Origin of the sequence: Vreelandella salicampi, assembly GCF_013415105.1 — a bacterium.
GTDB classification, from domain to species: domain Bacteria; phylum Pseudomonadota; class Gammaproteobacteria; order Pseudomonadales; family Halomonadaceae; genus Vreelandella; species Vreelandella salicampi.
The window spans coordinates 219,802-239,931 of record NZ_JACCDF010000003.1; the positions used below are offsets into that span (position 1 = coordinate 219,802).

Here is a 20,130-nt window from a genome sequence, read left to right on the forward strand (position 1 = left end):
GTCGTGCCTCCTCGCAATGACACGGGCCGAGACTCACGCAATGACAAGAGGCTTCAGCCACCAAACCTCGCCCGTTGAGGCGGCCTCCCACCAGAAACCAGGTGCCGTGCCAGGTAGGGGCGTGCGTCTGTCACCGTTATAGCGTCTCGACTTCAAACGCGACGATTTGGCGCTTCTGGCTGGAAAATTCTACGCCCATCAGGTGAATGGGCTTGCCGGAAGCGCGGTGTTTGTCGGCGTAGCCTTTGTGTTTGATCTGCGCCAGGGCGTTGCCTTCGGGCAGTTGCTCTACCACCTTGAATTCAAAAAGGTAAATATGCCCGTTAACCTCCATGCTCATATCCACTTTGCCGTGGTGGCTGGCGTCTTCCACCGCTATATCCAAGCCTAATGCCGCAAAGTGGCTATAAAATACGCTCGCGTAATGGCCTTCGTAGCGGGCGACGGGGTTATTGCGGTACCAGTCGTGCGGTAGCCCGGCATACAGCGCCTTTAGATGAGCCTCCAGCGCGGCAAGGTCGTGGCGCTGGAAAATATCAAATAATGCGATCTGGTGGGTTTGGGCCTCGCTTGCGCTGATACCCAGTACCGGTAGCAGTAAATCATTGAGGCTGCTTTCTACCTCGCGGTTCGGAAACCCCAGGGTATAGAGGCGATAGCCCAGCATGGGCTCCTGCATGCCTTTGATCGTGATATAGCCGGTTTGGAACAGCAGCCCTTCGGTGGTCATGTCATCTACATCGAAGCGTCCAAGCAGCTGTGCCTTCGCTTGTAAGGTGTCAAGGCGGGGCGTAAATACGCCGCGTTGCTTGAGTATTTCTACCAAAAACGTGGGCGTGGCGGACTCAAACCAGTAAGGGCCGAACTCACGCTTCTGGAACAGCAGTAGTACATCAAAGGGATTATAGACGGCATCGACGGTTGGGTTGCCCCAGCGGTAGCCGTTGTACCATTGTTTGATTTTACGGCGGTCCAGCCCCGGTAGCTCTGGGGCGAATATGCTGTCGATGTCTGCATCGGTATAGCCGCAAATCGTCGCAAAGGGGGCATCCAGGGTAATGTCGTTGAGATTATTCAAACCCGAAAACAAGCTTACCTTGCTGAACTTGGAAACTCCGGTGAGCAACACGAAATGCAGGTGCGGGTCAGCCTCTTTGAGCACGCTGTAAAGGTTCTTCAGGCCTTCGCGCAGTTCGCGGGCGTGCTCCGGCGCGGTGATGTTATCCAGAATGGGTTTGTCGTATTCGTCAATCAGCACCACGACACGCTGGCCGCTGTGCTGGTGGGCCGCACGGATAAGGGCTGAAAATTCGCCGGGAATATCGGTTTTATGGTGGTGCGTAATGCCGAGCTGTTCTCGTTGAACGCGTAGCTGCTCGCGAATGCGTTCATCCAGTGCTTCACGGCTGGTCATCACGCCATCGGCAAAACTTATCCGCACCACCGGGTAGCGCTGTTGCCAGTCCCACTTGTCATGAATATATAACCCTTCGAACAACGCCTCGCGACCTTCGAACAGGCAACGTAACGTATCCAGCAGCAGGCTTTTGCCAAACCGGCGCGGCCGCGAGAGAAAGTAGTATTTGTTCTGGTTGACCAGGCGCTCGATATGCGGGGTTTTATCGACGTAGTAGTAGCCGCCTTCGCGGATATCCGAAAATGTCTGAATCCCCACGGGGAGCTTGCGGCGGTTGGCGTTGGGCACGGTTGGCCTCCGGCAACAAGACAACAATGAATAAAGGCAGTCTACCACGCCACCAACCCCTCGCGCGGCTTACGCGCCTACCCACCATGAATCATAGGGCGCGGACTCAGGCTCACCCCTTTTGCGCATAGCCCCAAAGGTTGTAGTGGGCATCGGCGGTGACGCGTACTTCGTGAAAGCCGGCGTTGAGCAAGGCGGTGCTTAGGCTGTGTTTATCGAAGCCGCATTTGTGTGCCATGTAGGTGTTGCCGCGCTCAACCGATGCCTGGTGGCCGTAGAGCATATCCAGCGGGGTAATCGGCCCCACCGGGGAGCGGTAGATCTCTTCGCTGAGCTTGCCTTGGGCGATGAGCTTTGCGACCTGCTGTAAATCCGGCAGGGTGATGAGCAAAAAGCCGCCTGGGCGAATCACACGGTGCATCTCTTGCAGGGCCACGGTGGTTTCGTGCAGGTACAGATGCTCGATGTTATGCGACGAGTAGACGGCATCGATGCTGCCGGTTTGCACGGCGGAGAGGTCGGTTAAATCAGCGATGATATCGGGCTTTACCGCCGGATTGATATCCAGGCGAATTTGTTGCCAATCGTCCTGCTGAAAACACTCCGGCAGCCGCTCGGGGCCGGCACTGCCGCAACCGACGTTGAGAAAGCGCTTGTGCGTCTGGGGGTTGAGCTCGGGTTGCAGAACGGAGAGGTCCGCCGCGGTCATGGTCATGGGGAATCCTTGGCATCTGTAAAAAGCGTTTAGGCACGCTACCGCCAGGCAAAACCTTTTTTAGGTCTCGCTTAAGCGTGGCTTCGCGGTAGCCGTGGGCGCTTCCTTGCGCCGTTGTGTTGATCGCGCCCATAAATAGGCGCTTTTATCGCTAGGCGTTTTATACCGGCAGTTGGTTGCTGCGCGCGATACGCCCTAGCTCGTGTTCGGTGCTTGTTTCGCCGGCCGTGTGGCTAAGCTCGCGCGGCGGCAGTGCCAGCCCGGTGAAGGGCGGCGTGTAAACATCCAACGCCAAGTTAGGGTTGTACGCAGGGTCATGGAGCAGGGCGTTGCTCCAGCGTTCGCGTAGCTTGGCCATTTCGCGCTGGGCGCGGGCGGCTTTTTCCGGCGCTTCGTCTTTGCCGCGCGTGGCGGATTCCGCGTGAATGAGCCGGGCCTCCGGCGTCCAGAGGATGCTTAGCCCCCGGCGGCGTAGTTTGAGGCATAGATCCACGTCGTTGAAGTTCACCGCGAAGTCGCGCGCACTGAGCCCGCCAACGGCGTGGTAATCGGCCTTACGCATCAATAGACACGCAGCGGTCACCATGCTGAACCGCTGGGTGACGTGGTTCATGCCCAAATAACCCGCGTCCTCTGCGTGCCAGTGATTGCCCACGTGGCCGGCCAAGCCGCCGTACTGGCCGCCGATCACGCCGCCGTGCTGCACCATGCCGTTGGGCCAGAGCAGTTTAGCACCCACGGCCCCCACACCGTCGCGCATGAGGTGCGCAGCCATGGCACAGAGCCACTCGGGGTGCAGTGCTTCAATGTCGTTATTGACCAGGGCGATCAGTTCGCTCTCGCACTGCTCAACGGCGGCGTTATTGATGGCGGCGTAATTGAAGGGGTGCGGGTAATCCAGCACGCGCGTATGTAGCTTCCCACGCCCAAGCGGCTGCGGCGCTTGCGTGCGCAGGGTCTCAAAATACGCCAACGTGTCGGGCTGCCGAGAGTGGTTATTCACCACCATCAGCGTCACGTTTCCTGGGTAATCAGTGTGCTCGGCAATGGTCTCGATACAGCGTTTGAGCAGTGCCAGTGCATCACGCGTTGGCACGATCAAGGTGATATCCGGCCAGGTATCGAGCGTTCGGCTAACGCGATAGAGCGTGGGGTACTGCGGATTCACCCGTAGCGTTGCATTGGGCGCGGTGCGCTCAAGCCGGGCTTGTAGGCGCTGGGCCTGTGCCTCGCTGGCGGTGGGCCAGGGAGTGGCCCGATGGCGGGCGATACGCGGCAGATGAAGCACGCTGCTTTCCGGGTGGCCCGCGTGGTGCAACGCTTCAATCGCGGCGTGGCTGAAATCTTCCGGGTGAGTCGCCGGATGCTCGGCGTCTTTCAACAACGAGCTGCGCACCAGGCACAGGCCACCGCCAAGTAGGTCTTGTGCCCATTGGCGCTCCGGGTCCCAGGCGGGGAGCAGAGCGGGCTGTCGGGGCTGATCGGCTTGTTCCGCAGGTATATCAAAATCGGTATAGAGAATCTGCGCCTCATACTGCGCCTTCATGGCTTGCCAGGCCAACTGTGCGGCAGCGGTATCGAGGGTGTCGTCGCCGTGGAGCTGAGTGATGATCTCGCACTGGCCCGCGAGCTCCTCTACCACGGCGCGGTAGCGATCGGGGTCTTGCTGTGTGGCGTGGTCCACTACTCGGTGTACCAGCGTGACGCCGGGCATCTTTGGCAGCGTCGAGGGCGCATTGTCGAGCCATAGAATGCCCAGTGCTGAATCCTGTTTGCCACGTTGCAAAGCGGGTAGGGCGTGCGCGCCTTTCATCGCGGGCTTGGAATAAAAAGCCTCGTGCCATTGCGGGTATTGGCCCATGCCGGCGGCGCGGGGGAGCCAGCGCTCGTAACGGCTGAGTTGCTGTTTCAGCAGTGTCTTGGTGTGGTCAGGTAGCTGGGGCGCCAGAGTCAAGACCCAATCCACCAAGCCGTTTGGCCACTCCTGGACCGTTACTGGGCTACCATCGAGTTCGCGGCCCTGATCATCCAGCACATAGAGCCTGTGCCGCTGCCCGTCGGCCAGCCATAGCGGCAGGTTCAATACAAACGCGCCCTGCACACGTTGATCGTGGTAATCGAGCCAGTGTTGCGGCGTGGCCTCTGCGATCTGCCGGCCTTGGTACATCACGCGGACCTGAAGCGGTTTTTGCGGCGCGCTGGGCTCTACGAGTTGGCCCCGCAACACAAGCCCCGGTTGCCACTCGACGCGGCCGCTTTCGCTTTCGTGTGCTTGGCTGAGCGCGGGCAGGTGCGTTTGGTCGAGTGCCACGTTGGGCGCGTTAGCGGGCGCAAGCGTTAGCGTACCGGCCATATCGCGCTGTGCGTCATCGAGCACGATATGAAAGCCATACAGGCCGTCGCCGGGGGCATGGTCGTGGAAGTGATTGGAATAGGCGAGCGCCACGGGCTCCCCTAAGTGGTAAAGGGCGATGACGAAGCGCTGTTCTGGCGTGGCCTCATCGTATACCCAACCTTCGATGACCGGGCCACTGACGCGCGTGATCGCACCGCGTAGGGTGTGGCCCTTCGCGTTAATAGCGCTATCGCCAAGCTGAGGGGGCATCGGTGTCGTCATGCGGTGGCTCCCACCCGGGGTTGTGTGGCCTCAGCCGGTATGGCGATGATCGGCAGGGAACGCTGTGCGGTTAACCAAGCCAGGTCTGCCTGGGTGGCGGCGTCATCATCCAGTGCTAACGCCCCGGCGAGTGGCAGGTGTTCGATCAGTAATTGGGTACGCGTTTCATCACCGTGATGCGATAAGGGCGCGTAAAATAATCGCCCGCTGCTGGCCAACGGATGGTGCGCGGGCAGCGGGCGTGTGTGCAATACCCTAAGCGTTGATTGCTCGCGCTCTAACGCGGCCACCCAGCGGATAAACGTGGGGTGGTTAAGGCTCTCGGGTTCACCAAGGGCAATCACCAAGCCCTGGGTAAGCGGCGTGCTAGGGGGTGTCGGGCGTGGCAAACCAGGGCTGTGCGCGTTTTGTGTGGGTAGCTCGGGAAGCGCTGACGATAACCAAGCTTGCAGAGAGCTGGTGGTCGCGGCGAAGTGGTGGACGCCGAGGGCCTGTAGATCCTGTAAAAGCGTTTGGCGCTCAGCGGGCAGGTGATAGCGAAGCCGCCAAGCGTGCGGTGCGCTGCCTTCAAGGATCAACTGGCCAGAGGTCCGCGCCATGGACACCCCACGGGAGCGGCTATCCCGCTGTGCCTGCGCCAGTGACGGCCAGACATTGAGTACCCCATCGGCGGATGCCGGGTGCCATAAAGCGGCATGAGGCTGCTGATAGAGCCAGTGGCGTATAACGCGCTCCCGCCCGGGGCGCATGGGGTCCTGTTGCAGGCAGGTGTCAAAGGCCGGGCTGCTTTCCGGGTAGCGCGCGTTAATAATTTGTAGGTTCTGTTTCACACGCAGGCGTTTTTCGTCGCCAAACGAGATACCGCCCTGGTGGGCCACCACGACATCGAGCGCCCCTTGGTGCTGCCAGCCCCGCGCTTCGGCGCGATAACACCAGTCCGACTCTTCGCCATAGCCACGTGTGAGGGTGGGGTCTAGGCCGCCGAGCTCGGCAAGCGCGTCGTGACGCAGATAAAGGCAGAAGCCACACCCGGTGTGTATCGCGACGCTCTGGTCTTCTTTTTCACCGTTGGCAAGCTGAGCGGCGTGATCTAACCGGGCGAGCTGGGTGGGCGTCAGGGCCTCGGCAGGGTTGCAGGGGCCAAGCAGGCTCATTAGCTCGCCGTTGTTGGTCAGTGGCGTGACGGACGCTGTGGTAGGCATTTGGTATGCTGTCTCGCGGAGGCGGTCCACCCAGTTGCCGTGAACCAGGGTATCGGCATTGAGCAGAATGACATCATGGCCACAAGATTGCGTGAGCCCGAGGTTGACGGTGTCGATAAACCCGCGGTTGATGGGCTGAAGATGAAGGATAAGGCGCTTTTGTTCAGCCAACAGGGTGAGCTGATCAACTAGCGCTGCGTCGGGGCTCGCGTCGTTCACCACCAGCAACTGAAAAGGCGTTTGATTGATGGCTTGGCTTGCCAGCACGCTGTGAAGGCAGGCCAGGGTTTCTTCATATCCGGCATACACCGGCACGAGGACAGTCACCGGCGCTGTATTTGATTCTTTGCCGCTTTGTCGCGTTTGCTTGCCTTTCAACACTGGTGGTGTGCTGGCCGATGTTTGCAGTGGGCTGCCCATCAGATCACGCGAGGGCTCGTTGGCTGACTGAGTCGCGCCAACGGAAATGGGCGTGTCGTTAAGGCCTTCCAAATCGAGGGTGAACCACCAAGCGTAATGATCACCCGCTGGGGTATGCAGCGTTTGAGCGCGTTTAAGGCCAATGCGGTGGCAGTGCTCGCCTTGTGTCAAGGTTAGTGTTGGTGAGGTTGAGGTTGCCGTTAGGCACCAGCCGCGTAGCTGCTCACCGTTAAGCCACGTGCCGCCGCAAAGTGGCCCCATGTGCGTGGTATAAGCACTTGCTAACGCCGCTAACACGGCGGGGGCACGCACGTGTGGTGCGTGGCGCTGTAGTAGCTCGGAAAGGACGTGCTTATCAGCTTGTGCCGGCCATTGAGCCACGACGGATTGCAGGTAGCGCTGCTCATGGGGGGCTTGCCGGTAGGCTTCTTGAGCAGCGGCAGCGCGCCCTTGCGGTGTGGGCAGCACCTGGCTTAACAAGGCCGGGGCTTGGGCATCATACGTGGTCAGCATCAAGCTCGTGAGGGCGGCTTGGGCTAATGTGGGGGTTTGCCCCTGAATGGCGATTAAACTAAGCCAACGTAAGGCGTCTTGACGAAGAGAGGGCTGAGACAGTGCACTTACCGCTGTATTTTGCGCACCGGCCAACTCACCTTGTTGGAGGTGCGCTTCTATCTGTTGGTGGAAGTGGTGAAACGAAGCGGACACAGCGGTATAGCACCTAGTTTAATGCGCATTGCTTCCCATCAGCCCTCAAACCAAGAGGCACGGATAGGAAGCAAAGCGGATAGTTTGGGCAATAAAGGGTGGGGGCTTGCGCCCCCACTTGAGCTTCCTTGCTCGTAAGTGAAATTCCCTTTTCGGCCACAAAACTGGCCATGGTTTTCGATACCTGTCGGTACGCTAACGGCACGTACCTTTTTGCTCTGGATTCAGAGCAAAAGGGTTGCTTACAGCAGGAAGTCCCAATCGTTGGCATCGACGTTTTGCGTGTCAAACTCGTCGGAGCTAACAAAGCTTGTGGCAATATCTTCCAAGGAAGCACCTTGTTCCGCCTGAGCGACCCAGTAGTCACGACCCGCTTCATCGATTTCTGTGGTAGCACGGCCCAGAACATCGGTGTAAAGCAGCTCAATGGCTGACTGAATACCTTCAGAGGTTTCAAGGTCTAGCGCGTCTAACTTGTTGCCCGCTTCGTCAGAGTTGATCATGCTGAGGGCAACTTGACCGAGCGAAGTACCTTCTTCGACGCGATCAGACCACCACTGCAGACCTTCCAGATCGGCTTGGCCTTCACCGTTGTTATCGCGTGCGTCGTTGAAGCTAAAGATCTGGTTGTAAAGCGTGGCAAGTGCTTGAACGTCACTGCTTTGCTCAACAGCTTGTGAGCCATCGTCAAAGGTCAGTGTTTCAACGTTTGTAACTTCGTTCACATCGCCGGTCTCGTTGTTGGTAACCATGGTCACGGCACCGTCTTGCTCGATGGTGTAATCCGCTTCGTTACCTGCGAACACCGCAACGTCATCACCGGCACCGCCGTAGATGGAGTCGTTGCCTTCACCCGCTTCAATGGCGTCGTTACCCGCACCGCCGGTGATAGAATCGTCGCCGCCACTAGCGGTGATGGTGTCGTTACCTGCGCCGCCTTCAACGGTAGTGTTTTCATCACCGCTGATGGTGAATACGTCGTCTTGATTACTGCCCAAAATGACGCGCTCAACGGTGTTGAAGTCTACTGTGTAGCCTTCATCTTCGTCAGCTTCAAAGCCTAACACCTGACCTTGGCCACCACGTCCAGACCCATCAACTTGCAACGGGTTGTCGGATGTGCCGCGCTGGCCCGAGGCGTTTCCAGCAATGAAGATGTCACTGTTGCTAGCACCGCTATTGAAATCACCAGCTGTTTGAGAGACTCCCGAAACGATAGGGTCATCGGTTTGTTGCAAAATACGGGAAACAGCGTCATCCAATAAGCTGTTTTTATTACCGTAAGCAGCTGTCACTGCTTGGACAGCCTCTTCGGGAGAGTTGTAATTTCCAGCCATAGTTTTCTACCTCAAAATTGAGTGTGATGGTTGTGTGCTATCAAGCCTTTGCTTGATAGATTGCACGGCCCGTTAATGACGTACCGAACAATTTCTAAAGACGTTTTGTGACGGCTGCGTGAAAATGTGTATGTGGAGAAGTTGCACATATATAGCATCGTAGGCAATAGGGTTAGCCTTGACGAATTTGAGTGAATTCTGGATCAAGCCAGCGTGAGCGGCTGCTGTGTCCTGCACGTTCATCAGCCACCGCTAGTTGCTGGGTGGCTGGCGGAGCCTTTGTTGTTTCAAGGCTAAGCCTGACTGCGACTAAGTGACTTCCTGCGCTGCCCGTAACGGCTTTTGGGGAGCCAAGCGGGCGTCGCGAGCCATCGGAAAATGCGGCTTCCCCTTTTAGCGTTAAATGGTCGGTGTTAGGACTGCTCAAGCAAATGGCCAATTGGGTAATGGGTGTAGCTTTCTGACGGGTACCAAAAAATTCATTGGCATTCACTTGCTGTGTCTTCTGACCAACTTTTCCACCGGCAATGAGCTGCACGCCTTGGGGGAGTTCTGCGCAATCAATCGCAAACCCTTCTAATCGGGCTTGGCTACTGGGATCTCCTAACCATTCTCCATCGTTTACGGTGATATCGCCTCTGCGCTCGATATGCCCCTTCAGGGTCAGGGGCAAGGCGATATCCACTTTCGTGGTGGTCTTTTTACGCTGTGTGCCCTGTTGCGCATTGTCTCGTTGCGAATGCTTCGATGACTGTGCTGATTTCAATGGTTGGGCAGGGTTTAGTGGCTCGATACGCCAATGGATATCGACTTTGCCGTCCAGCGGGCGTGGCGAATATTTGCTGGCGGCGAGTACCGCATCGCCGCCTTTGACGTTCACTAAGAGGTAGTCGCCTGGTGCCGCGAGCGTTTGGTGGGTAATGCCTTCAGGACAGATGAACTCAATTTCCCCCGCCATGCGAATGGGCGCTTGGCTTAGCGCCAAAGGGATATTGGCGCTAGCGGCCGAGCCCGCCCCGCCCTTTACTTTGCTACCAAGGTAGCGGACGGTGTACATGCCAGGTGAAAGAGTCTTGAGCGCTGTACGCACTAGAATGGCAGAGTTGAGATCAACGTTGGTTGACATGACACGCACCTAAAAGCGAACGGACAATAAAAAGACGACTAAATAACGACTAACTTTAACGTCATTAAAGAGAATTTACCATCTTGTTGGTGTCCTAAAAGTTGTTGATTACACACTGGAAACAATCTTAAGAAATCAAGGTGCAGAATTGTAAGAAATTGCTTACAAGTGGTGCAGGTGGCCTCTAAATAATCTGGCTTTATAACTTTTTGTTATCTTTTGTGTTTTTATGTGGTCTAGCTATTGGTTAACGTAAAAGGTGCGACAGCGGCACTTCTACTTCTTGAGGGCGGTTAAGCCACTGCAGTAAAATAATGGCGCGCTCCTCACCAGTGCGGGCGTGCTCTAGCTGCTGGTGGAAAGTGGCTGATTGCCCGGCGAAAGGCCCGCTTTCTACAGTGATCGCTTCACCAGGTTGAAAAGCTGGGTCTGAGGCTGTGGTGTCTCCACGCTGTTTTAATAGGGCTACGAGCTCATCGCTGATGACGGCGGGCTGGCTACCAAATGTCACAATACGGCCAACCCCGCGGGTAGAGCGAATGGGGCGCCAATTGCTATTAATTTGGTCAAGTTGAATAAATAAGTAATAAGGGAAGAGAGGTTCAGTGACCCATTCAAGCTTTCCTTTGCGCTTTTTGCGGCTTTTTAGTGTCGGGTGAAAAACGTTAAACCCCTGATGGGTAAGGTGCTCCTCCGCGCGAAAGGATTCACCTCCTTTACACTGTACAGCATACCAGCGTGCTTGCTCGGCATCGGGCTTGTTAGAAAACATATCAACTCAGTCGCATCGTCAAGCTATATAGGCATCATTTTGCGGCATCATACGTGTGTCCTTAGGTCCATTAAAGTGAGCGTTAAGTGTGTTTTTTCGACCTACCTCGTCCTGGGTGTTTCTGTTATCCTGCTGCGTCTCTATCCAAGCTTGACGTCTTAATTTTTCAACGGTGAACCCTTCATGGCAAAGCAACAGGAAGCAACGGATTTGCAGCGGGCGCTGAAGGCTTGCAAAGGTTCGTTTCTCTCGGTGGGCTTTTTCAGCATGTTTGTGAACCTGCTGATGCTTGTCCCGCCCATGTATATGTTACAGGTATACGACCGTGTCCTCTCTTCCCAAAGTGAGGACACGCTATTAATGCTGACGCTTTTGGTTATCTTCCTGTTTATGGTGATGGGTGGGCTAGAGCTTGTTCGCTCGCGCATTTTGGTGCGGGTAGGTAATCGTCTGGATACGATGATTAACCACCGGCTTTATAGCGCCATGTTCCGACGCAGTATCGTGGGTCAGGGAGGTCAAAGCGCGCAGCCCTTGAGCGATTTGACGACGCTGCGACAATTTTTGACCGGTAACAGCCTATTTGCGTTTTTTGATGCGCCCTGGGCGCCGATTTATATTGGGGTGATGTTTCTCTTCCACCCGTGGCTGGGGATGTTCGCCATCGGCGCGGGGATTATTCTGATTATCTTGGCGATCGCCAACGAAAAATCGACCCAGAAGTTGCTGTCTGAGGCGAATAGCGAGCATATTCAGGCGCAGAACTTGGCCAACTCCAATCTGCGTAATGCGGAAGTCCTCCACGCCATGGGGATGCTGCCGGGCATCATGGGGCGTTGGTCAAAGCGCCATCACGAGTTCCTTTCCAAGCAGTCGCAAGCAAGTGATCGTGCGGGTGCTCTCACCAATACGTCAAAAGTATTTCGCATGATGGCGCAGTCTCTCGTGCTAGGTTTGGCAGCGTATTTGGTACTCCAAGGTGAACTGACCCCCGGTATGGTGATTGCCGGTTCGATCCTGATGGGGCGTGCGCTAGCGCCAATTGATCAGATGATCGGCGGTTGGAAAAGCTTTGTCGGCGCCCGCGGCGCTTATGGCCGCTTGAATGAATTGCTGCAGCAGATTCCCGCTGAGCAGCGCCGCATGTCGCTACCCGCTCCGCGAGGGGATATCAGCGTTGAAGGCGTGGCCGCTGCACCCCCGGGGGCACGCATGGCTACCATTCGTGGGATAAACTTTGAAGTGCCTAAAGGCGAACACGTCGGCATCATCGGGCCGAGTGCGGCGGGTAAATCCACGCTTGCACGTGTCTTGCTGGGTGTTTGGCCGAGCCAAGTGGGTGACGTCCGCCTTGACGGGGGGGATATTAACCAATACAACCGCGATGAAATCGGTCCTTACATCGGTTATTTGCCGCAAGATATTGAGCTATTTGACGGCACGATCAGTGAAAATATTGCTCGCTTTGGGGAAGTCGATCCCCAAAAAGTGGTCGACGCGGCCAAGAAAGCGGGCATGCACGAAATGATTCTTGAGCTGTCAAACGGCTACGATACGGTGATTTCGTCTACGAGTGGTGCGCTTTCAGGAGGCCAGCGCCAACGTGTTGGTTTGGCGCGCGCATTGTATGGAAACCCTGTTTTCGTGGTGTTGGATGAGCCCAACGCCAATTTGGATGATGCAGGTGAGCGTGCTTTGTCACAGGCAATCGCTCAGCTTAAAGCTGAAGGGACGACACTTTTCGTGATTAGCCACCGCACTAGCGTGCTCAAAAACATGGATAAGTTGCTCGTGATGAAAGAAGGTCAAGTCAGCATGTTTGGCCCGCGCGACCAAGTGCTTGCCCAGTTTGCTAAAAAGCCTCGCGCCCAGGTGAGTCAACAGAACTCGGCACGCTTGTCTGCCATTCCTGGTGGTCGCGATGGTGGGGAGAAAAACGAATGAGCGATGAAAAACGCAATGTTCCCGCACGCTCTGAAGTGGATATTACACCGCAAGGGCCGGTAACGCTCGACGGCGAGGTTAGTGAGTCAGTGCCCACGAATGATAAAGGGTATCGCAAGCTAGGCTTTGCCGTATTGCTGCTCGCCTTTGGTGGCTTTGGCACTTGGGCGGCCACCGCGTCGCTTGCCGTTGCTGTCGTGGCGCCTGGTGATGTTTCCATGGAGTCCTTTAAACGTACCGTGCAGCATTTGGAAGGCGGTATTGTTGAGAAGCTGCTGGTGGAAGATGGCGATCGTGTGGAAGCCGGTGACCGGCTCATCATTTTAAGTGATACAAAGGCAAACTCTCAGTTAGAGATTGCCCGCTCTCAGTTTTTGATTAACCGCGCGATGGAAGCCCGCCTGCTGGCCGAGCAAGAAGGCGCAGAGATGATGGAAATACCCGAGGATATTCAAGAAGCGGATGATCCTCGGGTACAGCAGATTTTAGCGGTTCAACAAAGCCTGTTTACGGCGCGTCGTCAGTCGTTGGAAAGCACCTTAGCGTCATTGGACGAGCAGATTGTGCAGATGCGTGAGCAGGTCAAAGGTATGGAAGAACGCATTAATGTAAACAATCAACAGATTCAGTCACTTCGGGCCGAGGCAGAAGATTTCCGCTCTCTCTATAAAGAAGGGCTAGGTGATAATCAGCGTCTGCGCGAATTAGAGCGCCAGATTTTGCAATACGAAGGTGAAAACTCTGAGTTTCGCTCCAATATTGCTCAGCTGAAATCGCAAATTAGCGAAAACCGCATGAAGCGCGAAATTCAGTATCAAGAGTTTCAAAAAGAGGTTGGCGAGCAGTTGCGTCAAGCTCAGTCACAAATTGCAGAAGCGAGAGAGCAAATTGTCTCTCTTTCCGATCAAGTGGATCGCACCGTCATCACAGCCCCTGTTTCGGGCACTGTGGTAGGGCTGGAAGTGCATACGGTGGGTGCCGTTATCCGTGGTGGTGATCCCGTGCTGAGTATCGTGCCTTCAAATGATGAGTTTGTGATTGAAGCGCGCGTAGCGACGCGTAATATCGATAATATCCACCCAGGGCAAAAAGCGGAGATTCGTTTTTCCGCCTTTAACCAAAAAACGACCACCACGATTGCAGGTGAGCTGATACACATCAGTGCCGATAGTTTTGAGGACGAGGCCACGGGTGAGCGCTACTACAAAGCGCGTGTGCGTGTTACCGACGATGGGCGTAAAGACATGACGGAAGATATGACCCTGCTCTCTGGGATGCCAGCAGAAGTCATGATCCGCACCGGCGAACGCACCTTTGCTAGCTACATCGCCAAACCGATCACCGATATGTTGGCACGTGCCATCCGGGAGGATTGATGGAACGCAAGATACGAACATGGTTTCGTTTTGCCCCAATGGCACTCGCTATCGCCATGGCATCGCCGCTTTACGCACAAGATGACGTGCCCGCCGGCGATGACGCCGTGGCCGAATTTGAGGCGTTGGGTGACGCTGGCGCTGCAAAAACGCAGCTGCCCTCCCTCCCGGCGCTTTTTGCCCGCGCGCTGGATAACGACGCGGAGCTCACCCGCCAGCGTTATGAGTTAGAGGCGACGCGAGAAGAAATTGCGTTAGCGCGCTCGCAGCTACTGCCCCAGGTTACCGCATCGGGTTCCTATTTATGGCAAGATTCGTCCAATATACAAACCGAACCGGATGATTTTGGTTTGGATCAACCGTCCCAGCGGCCTGGTGAAATTGACGAAACCTTTTGGCAGGTTCAGCTTCAACAACCGCTGTTTAGCTTAGAGCGCTGGCGAGGGATGGATGTCGCTAATGCTCAAGTGAGCACCGCAGAGTTACAGCTAGCGGTCGTAGAGCGTGATTTAGCGCTGAGCGTAAGTGAAGCCTATGTTCAGGCCTACTTGGCCTCTCAGCGGTTGGGGCTTTTAAATTCCCAGCAAGAGTCGCTTAAGCTGCAAACACGTCAAGCTCAACGTGCTTTCGATCTGGGAGTGGGTAATCGCGTTGATTTGCTCGAGGCGCAATCACGGTTTGATCAAGCTATCGCAGATGCCGTTGAGGCCGAAAATGAACTGGATAATGCGTTAAGCGAACTTGCGCGCTTAACGGGCACGCGCCCGGATATGCGTGGATTAGCGGTGGGAGAGCTTGCCAATGTGAGCCTGGATTCTGACTGGGGGGCGCCTGATGATTGGGTGGCACAGGTAGGTAAAAACCTTGATGTTTTGCTCGCACAGGAAGAAAAGCGTATCTCTCAGGAGGAGACCAGTACTCGACAGGCGGGTTATTTCCCCGAGCTCAATTTAAATATGAGCTATTCAGACAGGGAAAGTGACGATGAGCTGCGTTCTAGCGAAGACTATCGTGCCAGTGTCGAGCTTAGTATGCCGCTATACCGGGGCGGTTATACCAATGCCAGCGTTCGCCAAGGTGAAAAGCGTATTAAGGCAAGTCAAGCAGGGGTAGACAATCAGCGTAACCTCGCCGTGCAAGAAGTGCGCACTCGGTTGCGCTCGCTTAACGGCGGAATCCGCCGCTTAGAAGCCCTTAGTCAGGCCATTGAGTCCAGCCAGCTTTTCTTAAATGCTGCCGAGCGCGGCGAGCAGCTTGGTCTGCGCGACCTTGTTGACGTGCTTGATGCCCGTGCCAGCCTCTATGACCAGCGTATCAACTACGTCGATACACTAGGTGAATATGCACTTGACCGGCTCGCCCTGCAGTCAGCCGTCGGTGACCTTGAAAGTGAAGACCTCGCCAAGACAATGCGACTACTTGCCTCCATGACGGCCAACATCAATTCACCGGCGGCTACGGAATAGCGCCCAATGGCGGCACGGAAAATCCCTCAAAGTAGCGACTGGTTGCGCCGCGCTATGCGCTGCTTTGATGCAACCATTGTGTTTGCCAGCGCCTTCAGCATGATGTGGTTTGTGCCGCAGGTAGATACCGCTAATAGCGATTACCTGTTTTTAATTCTCATTGGATGTTTGTTGTTTCCCGCCGTTGGTGAGCTGTTGAGCCTTTATCAGCCTTGGCGGGGCCGCAGCCTTTACACCATGTTAGGGGTTTTTACCCTAACGTGGATCGGCACTATTGTGCTGCTTAGCGTACTCCTCACGCTGCTCCAAAGTGTGCATCTCTTCTCGCGCTTATGGATGGGCACAGCAACGCTGACTGTGCTGGCGATAGGCAATATTACCCGTGTTGGGCTTTATCTTTATTTACGTCACGTGCGCGCCTCTGGCCGTAACTTGAAGCGTATATTACTCATCGGGCATGAGGAGAATCTCGCGCTTTTAGAGCGTAATGTGATTAACACACCTCACGCCGGTTACGTGGTCTACAAGCGCTATGTCGATGACGGCATCGACACTGACGGTAAACGCTTTTTGGTTAAGGTAAGGAAACTGGCCCACACCAGCGTGTTTCAGCGCGACTTTGACGAGATATGGCTTGGCTACTCGCTCGCGGAAGGCGAGCGAGTTCGCCAGCTGATGGCTCTGTTGGCGGGAGTGCCCGCGACTGTGCGCTACTTCCCCGAACTGCCGGATATACGCCTGCTTAACCACCGTATTACCCAGGTCGCCGGTCTCTACTCGCTAGAGCTTAATTACACCCCGCTAAACGGCCCAATGCGTATCGTGAAAAACGTAGAAGATCGTGTACTGGGGTTTGCGCTCTTTGTGCTGTTTTTGCCCGTGATGTTAGCGGTTGCCATTGCCATTCGCTGGAAAATGGGAAGCCCGGTGTTGTTTAAACAGGAGCGCCACGGTCTCGATGGCAAATGCTTCAAAATTTATAAATTTCGCACCATGTCGCAGCATCAAAGCACCACCACGAAACAGGCGGCCCATGGTGACGCACGTATCACCCCGCTCGGAGCGTTTTTACGTCGAACGAGTCTAGATGAGTTGCCACAGCTCTATAACGTGCTGCAAGGGCGTATGTCACTCGTTGGCCCACGGCCGCACGCCATGGACCATAACGACCACTACAAAGACCATATCGATATTTACATGCAGCGCCACCGCGTCAAGCCGGGTATGACAGGCTGGGCCCAGGTAAATGGGCTACGCGGCATTACCAATGACGTGAAGATGATGCGGCAACGTGTGGAGCTGGATCTTTACTATATTGAGCGCTGGTCGCTGGGGTTTGATTTGAAAATTCTCGCCATGACCCTGACGCGGGGGTTTGTTAATCATCAGCCTTGAGTGTTGTGCCGTTGAGCCGGTAAATGCAATACCTCTGGCTTTTGCCCAGACGCTGGAGCCAGCTAGCTGGTTGCTTTAAGCTATATCGCTTTGTTTCGCTCGACGTTAATAGTAGGCAAGCATGCAAGCAGACTCTCTACAGGCTTTCAATGATCAACGCGTTGCGATTGTGCACGATTGGCTGGTGGTTAACGGTGGGGCGGAAAAGGTGCTGCAAGCCCTGGTAAAGGCTTTCCCACATGCGGAAGTCTTTACGTTGGTCAATTTCATGCCTGAAGGCTCAATGCCTTGGCTTGGCCGTCACCTCGTTCATACGAGTCTGCTTCAGCGTATGCCTTTCGCAAAGCGGTATTACCGCCAGTATTTGCCGTTGATGCCGTATGCCATCGAGCAGTTCGACTTGCGCGGCTTTGATTTGGTGATTTCCTCAAGCCACGCCGTTGCAAAAGGCGTCATTACCCACCCTGACCAAACGCATATTTGCTATTGCCATACGCCGATGCGCTACGCCTGGGATATGAAAGAAGCCTACCTGAAAGATGCAGCGTTTCGTTTGCCGGGAATGGAAAGTGTCGTGCGCAAGACGCTTAAGCGCCTGCGCCAATGGGATTACTTCACGGCGACCCAGGTGGATCACTTTTTGGCTAACTCCCACAACGTGGCCAGGCGCATTGCCAAATACTACCGCCGCGAGGCCGATGTGCTCTATCCGCCAGTGGATATCGACGGCTTTGCGTTCTATGAAGGCCCGCGCGATGATTACTTTCTCGCGGCGTCACGGCTGGTGCCCTACAAGCGGCTTGATATTATTGTTCAGGCGTTTGCCCAAGACCCGCAAAAACGCCCACTTAAAATCGTGGGGGACGGCCCCGAGTTCAAGCGCCTTGCCCGCTTAGCCGAAGGGCACGACCACATTGAGCTGCTTGGCTATCTTGAAGGGAGCGCGTTGCACTCACTCATGCAGCGCGCCCGTGCGTTCGTCTTCGCCGCGGATGAAGATTTTGGCATCCTACCTTTAGAAGCCCAGGCCTGCGGCACGCCGGTGATTGCCTATGGGCGCGGTGGGGCGCTGGAGACGGTAAAAGGGTTAGAGCACGACAACGCCGCTACCGGGGTTCACTTTTCCGAGCAAACGCCACAGAGTATCAACCACGCCTTACACCAGTTTGAGGAAAACGCCTTCGATGCCTACGCCTGCCGTCAGCATGCCGAGCGCTTTAGTCAAACTTGCTTTACACAGCGTTTGGCGCTGTTGTTAGCCTCTGTGTATAAGCCGCCCATCGCGAGCGAGTCACCCCATGCATATCATCATTAATTTGCAACCTTTGCTGACGCCGTTAACCGGTATTGGTCATTACACGCGGGAGCTCACACTGGCGTTATTGGCGCAGCCGCCAGAGGCAGGGGTCACGGTTGAGGGCATTACCGGACGTAAACGCGAGCCACTTTCTCTTGACCACCCCTTGCTGCAAACGCAAAGTGGCGCCTCCATTGGCGCTAGCGAGCGCGATAGCCCGGCATGGCAGTTGGCTCGCCGCTACTTGCGCAATCCGCTCACGCGAAAACTCTACCGTTGGATGTGTACCCAAAGGCTACAACTCACGGTGGGGCAGCAAGACGCCCTTTACTGGGAGCCCAATTACATTTTACTCCCATGGCGTGGGCGAAGCGTTGTCACGGTGCACGACCTTTCCCACGAGCGTTACCCGGCATTTCATCCGCAGGAGCGTGTCCGCTTTTTTAGCCAGCATTTACCCGAAAGCTTGGCGCGTGCGACTCGGATTAACGTGGTGTCTCAGTTTACGGCGGATGAGCTACAAGCACTGCACGGGATTGACCCAAAGCGTATCGATATCGTCCCCCCCGCTGTCTCATCGCGCTTTTTTGTTGCGCCTGAGGGGCAACAGCCTCAGCAGCTTCGCCATCGCTATCAGCTGCCCGAGCGGTTTCTTTTAAGTGTCGGCACGTTAGAGCCGCGTAAAAACCTGGTCAATGTGCTGGAAGCCTTTGCGGCGCTCCCCTTGAAAGAGCAAGCGGACTCACCGCTTTTGCTGGTCGGGATGCAAGGGTGGGGCGAGCAAACGTACTCCCAACGCGTGCAACACGCATTCCAACGTGGCACCATCCGCCGCCTAGGATACGTCCCCAGCGATGACTTGCCCGGTCTTTATGCCCTCGCGGCGGGTTTTGTGTACGTCTCGCTCTACGAAGGCTTTGGGATGCCCGTTGTCGAGGCGATGGCGGCGGGCACGCCGGTATTAACCGCGAACACCACGGCAACGACGGAGGTGGCCGCTGGCGCTGCGCTGGAAGTGTCCCCTCATGACGTTGATGCCATTCGCGAGGGGTTGCATCGGCTAGTGGCCGACTCCCACGATCAGCGGATAAAAGCGGGCGTCACGCGGGCAAGGGAATTTACCTGGGAGGCATCCGCCGAGCGGTTATTAGGCTCCTTTACTCAAGCGTTGCATTCAGCATAAGTGATTCTGTCATCATGTCGATTTACCAACGACTACCAGGCTACACCTGGTTACGGACTCAACCGCGGGCGCGGGCGGTATGGCAAAGCCTGCCGCTCATTTTGCATTTAACCCGTCAGGATTTGATCGAGCGCCACACCGGCTCCCTTTTGGGCGGCGCGTGGACCTTCGTCTCACCGTTGGTCAATATCTTGGTGTTCGTGTTGGTGTTTTCCAGCATCATGGGCGCCAAGTTGGAAGGCTTTGGCGCCGAAATAGACCAGTACGCCTACAGTATTTATCTCATTTGCGGGATGCTGGCCTGGATCGCCTTTTCGAACAGCTTAGGGCGCGTTACCCGGCTGTTTAAAGAGCACGGCCACCTGGTCACCAAAATCAACGTGTCGCTGTTGTCGCTGCCGCTTTCGGTGTTGCTGACCGAAACCGTGGTTTATGTGATTGGCATGGGCTTTTTTGCTGGCTTCTTGTTGCTGGTGGATTTTCCACTCTCGGGGTATTGGTTGCTGATTCCGTTGGTGTATCTGCTGCAGTGCGTATTTGTTTATGCGCTGGGGCTGACACTGGCCATTTTGGCGGTCTACCTCAAAGATATCCAAGAAGTCGTGTCCGTGGTGTTACAAGTATGGTTTTGGGTTACGCCGATTGTCTATGTGTTGGAAATCTTGCCCGGCTGGGTACAGTGGGGAATGCAATTCAACCCCGCTTTTGTGCTGGTCGATGCCTACCGCAGCCTGATCATGCGTCAGCAGCTGCCGGATTTTCTGCCCATCACGCTGTTCGCGCTCCTGGCCTTTGGTTTATTGGCCCTCGGCCTATGGCTCTTAAATCGCACCGAGCGTGACCTACGCGACTGCTTATAACGGAGGC

The 20,130-nt window shown here is 55.7% G+C and carries 14 protein-coding genes; 7 read left to right on the plus strand and 7 right to left on the minus strand.

What is annotated here, in order from left to right; all coding sequences use genetic code 11:
• Positions 1-136: 136 nt before the first annotated feature.
• The 7 genes from HZS81_RS06105 to rfaH all read right to left on the minus strand — a co-directional run bounded on the left by HZS81_RS06105 (position 137) and on the right by rfaH (position 10,602).
• Positions 137-1,705: an AAA family ATPase gene (locus tag HZS81_RS06105; RefSeq protein ID WP_179929666.1), complete on the minus strand. Its 1,569-nt coding sequence runs from the start codon at positions 1,703-1,705 to the stop codon at positions 137-139.
• A 112-nt stretch (positions 1,706-1,817) separates the two neighbouring features.
• Positions 1,818-2,420 (minus strand): class I SAM-dependent methyltransferase, encoded by a 603-nt coding sequence (locus HZS81_RS06110; protein WP_206679539.1) that lies wholly within the window; start codon positions 2,418-2,420, stop codon positions 1,818-1,820.
• Between the two features lie 160 nt (positions 2,421-2,580).
• Positions 2,581-5,037 carry a glycosyltransferase family 2 protein gene (locus tag HZS81_RS06115; RefSeq protein ID WP_179929667.1) on the minus strand — a complete coding sequence of 819 codons (2,457 nt, stop codon included), beginning with the start codon at positions 5,035-5,037 and terminating at the stop codon, positions 2,581-2,583.
• Complete coding sequence (locus HZS81_RS06120; RefSeq protein ID WP_179929668.1) at positions 5,034-7,367, minus strand: glycosyltransferase; 2,334 nt, start codon at positions 7,365-7,367, stop codon at positions 5,034-5,036. The genes HZS81_RS06115 and HZS81_RS06120 overlap by 4 nt, the downstream gene beginning before the upstream one ends.
• 242 nt (positions 7,368-7,609) lie before the next feature.
• Complete coding sequence (locus HZS81_RS06125; protein ID WP_179929669.1) at positions 7,610-8,704, minus strand: calcium-binding protein; 1,095 nt, start codon at positions 8,702-8,704, stop codon at positions 7,610-7,612.
• 172 nt (positions 8,705-8,876) lie between these two features.
• On the minus strand, positions 8,877-9,830 hold the full coding sequence (locus HZS81_RS06130) for a hypothetical protein (RefSeq protein ID WP_179929670.1): 954 nt from the start codon (positions 9,828-9,830) through the stop codon (positions 8,877-8,879).
• A 247-nt stretch (positions 9,831-10,077) separates the two neighbouring features.
• A complete protein-coding gene (gene rfaH / locus HZS81_RS06135) occupies positions 10,078-10,602 on the minus strand; it encodes a transcription/translation regulatory transformer protein RfaH (protein WP_179929671.1) in 525 nt (174 codons plus the stop codon).
• Positions 10,603-10,785: 183 nt separating this feature from the next.
• On the opposite strand from rfaH, the gene HZS81_RS06140 reads away from it, so the two are divergent.
• From HZS81_RS06140 to HZS81_RS06170, 7 genes are all read left to right on the plus strand, one after another.
• Entirely contained in the window at positions 10,786-12,546 is a 1,761-nt protein-coding gene (locus HZS81_RS06140; protein ID WP_179929672.1) for a type I secretion system permease/ATPase, read from the plus strand.
• Complete coding sequence (locus tag HZS81_RS06145) at positions 12,543-13,922, plus strand: HlyD family type I secretion periplasmic adaptor subunit (RefSeq protein ID WP_179929673.1); 1,380 nt, start codon at positions 12,543-12,545, stop codon at positions 13,920-13,922. Before HZS81_RS06140 ends, HZS81_RS06145 begins: the two co-directional genes overlap by 4 nt.
• The gene (locus HZS81_RS06150; protein WP_179929674.1) at positions 13,922-15,388 is read left to right on the plus strand and encodes a TolC family outer membrane protein; all 1,467 of its coding nucleotides are present in this window, start codon (positions 13,922-13,924) and stop codon (positions 15,386-15,388) included. The genes HZS81_RS06145 and HZS81_RS06150 overlap by 1 nt, the downstream gene beginning before the upstream one ends.
• 6 nt (positions 15,389-15,394) lie before the next feature.
• Positions 15,395-16,783 (plus strand): undecaprenyl-phosphate glucose phosphotransferase, encoded by a 1,389-nt coding sequence (locus tag HZS81_RS06155; RefSeq protein ID WP_241697389.1) that lies wholly within the window; start codon positions 15,395-15,397, stop codon positions 16,781-16,783.
• Between the two features lie 121 nt (positions 16,784-16,904).
• Positions 16,905-18,098, plus strand: coding sequence for a glycosyltransferase (locus HZS81_RS06160; RefSeq protein ID WP_179929675.1), 1,194 nt, complete (start codon positions 16,905-16,907; stop codon positions 18,096-18,098).
• Positions 18,082-19,263 carry a glycosyltransferase family 4 protein gene (locus HZS81_RS06165; RefSeq protein ID WP_179929676.1) on the plus strand — a complete coding sequence of 394 codons (1,182 nt, stop codon included), beginning with the start codon at positions 18,082-18,084 and terminating at the stop codon, positions 19,261-19,263. The genes HZS81_RS06160 and HZS81_RS06165 overlap by 17 nt, the downstream gene beginning before the upstream one ends.
• Positions 19,264-19,277: 14 nt before the next feature.
• Positions 19,278-20,123 (plus strand): ABC transporter permease, encoded by an 846-nt coding sequence (locus tag HZS81_RS06170; RefSeq protein ID WP_179929677.1) that lies wholly within the window; start codon positions 19,278-19,280, stop codon positions 20,121-20,123.
• Positions 20,124-20,130 lie beyond the last annotated feature (7 nt).

Coding starts and splice junctions, on each gene's coding strand:
- HZS81_RS06110 (WP_206679539.1), bottom strand. CDS start 2,420: ATGACCATGACCGCGGCGGACCTCTCCGTTCTGCAACCCGAGCTCAAC.
- HZS81_RS06115 (WP_179929667.1), bottom strand. CDS start 5,037: ATGACGACACCGATGCCCCCTCAGCTTGGCGATAGCGCTATTAACGCG.
- HZS81_RS06125 (WP_179929669.1), bottom strand. CDS start 8,704: ATGGCTGGAAATTACAACTCTCCCGAAGAGGCTGTCCAAGCAGTGACA.
- HZS81_RS06130 (WP_179929670.1), bottom strand. CDS start 9,830: ATGTCAACCAACGTTGATCTCAACTCTGCCATTCTAGTGCGTACAGCG.
- rfaH (WP_179929671.1), bottom strand. CDS start 10,602: ATGTTTTCTAACAAGCCCGATGCCGAGCAAGCACGCTGGTATGCTGTA.
- HZS81_RS06140 (WP_179929672.1), top strand. CDS start 10,786: ATGGCAAAGCAACAGGAAGCAACGGATTTGCAGCGGGCGCTGAAGGCT.
- HZS81_RS06145 (WP_179929673.1), top strand. CDS start 12,543: ATGAGCGATGAAAAACGCAATGTTCCCGCACGCTCTGAAGTGGATATT.
- HZS81_RS06150 (WP_179929674.1), top strand. CDS start 13,922: ATGGAACGCAAGATACGAACATGGTTTCGTTTTGCCCCAATGGCACTC.
- HZS81_RS06155 (WP_241697389.1), top strand. CDS start 15,395: ATGGCGGCACGGAAAATCCCTCAAAGTAGCGACTGGTTGCGCCGCGCT.
- HZS81_RS06160 (WP_179929675.1), top strand. CDS start 16,905: ATGCAAGCAGACTCTCTACAGGCTTTCAATGATCAACGCGTTGCGATT.
- HZS81_RS06165 (WP_179929676.1), top strand. CDS start 18,082: ATGCATATCATCATTAATTTGCAACCTTTGCTGACGCCGTTAACCGGT.
- HZS81_RS06170 (WP_179929677.1), top strand. CDS start 19,278: ATGTCGATTTACCAACGACTACCAGGCTACACCTGGTTACGGACTCAA.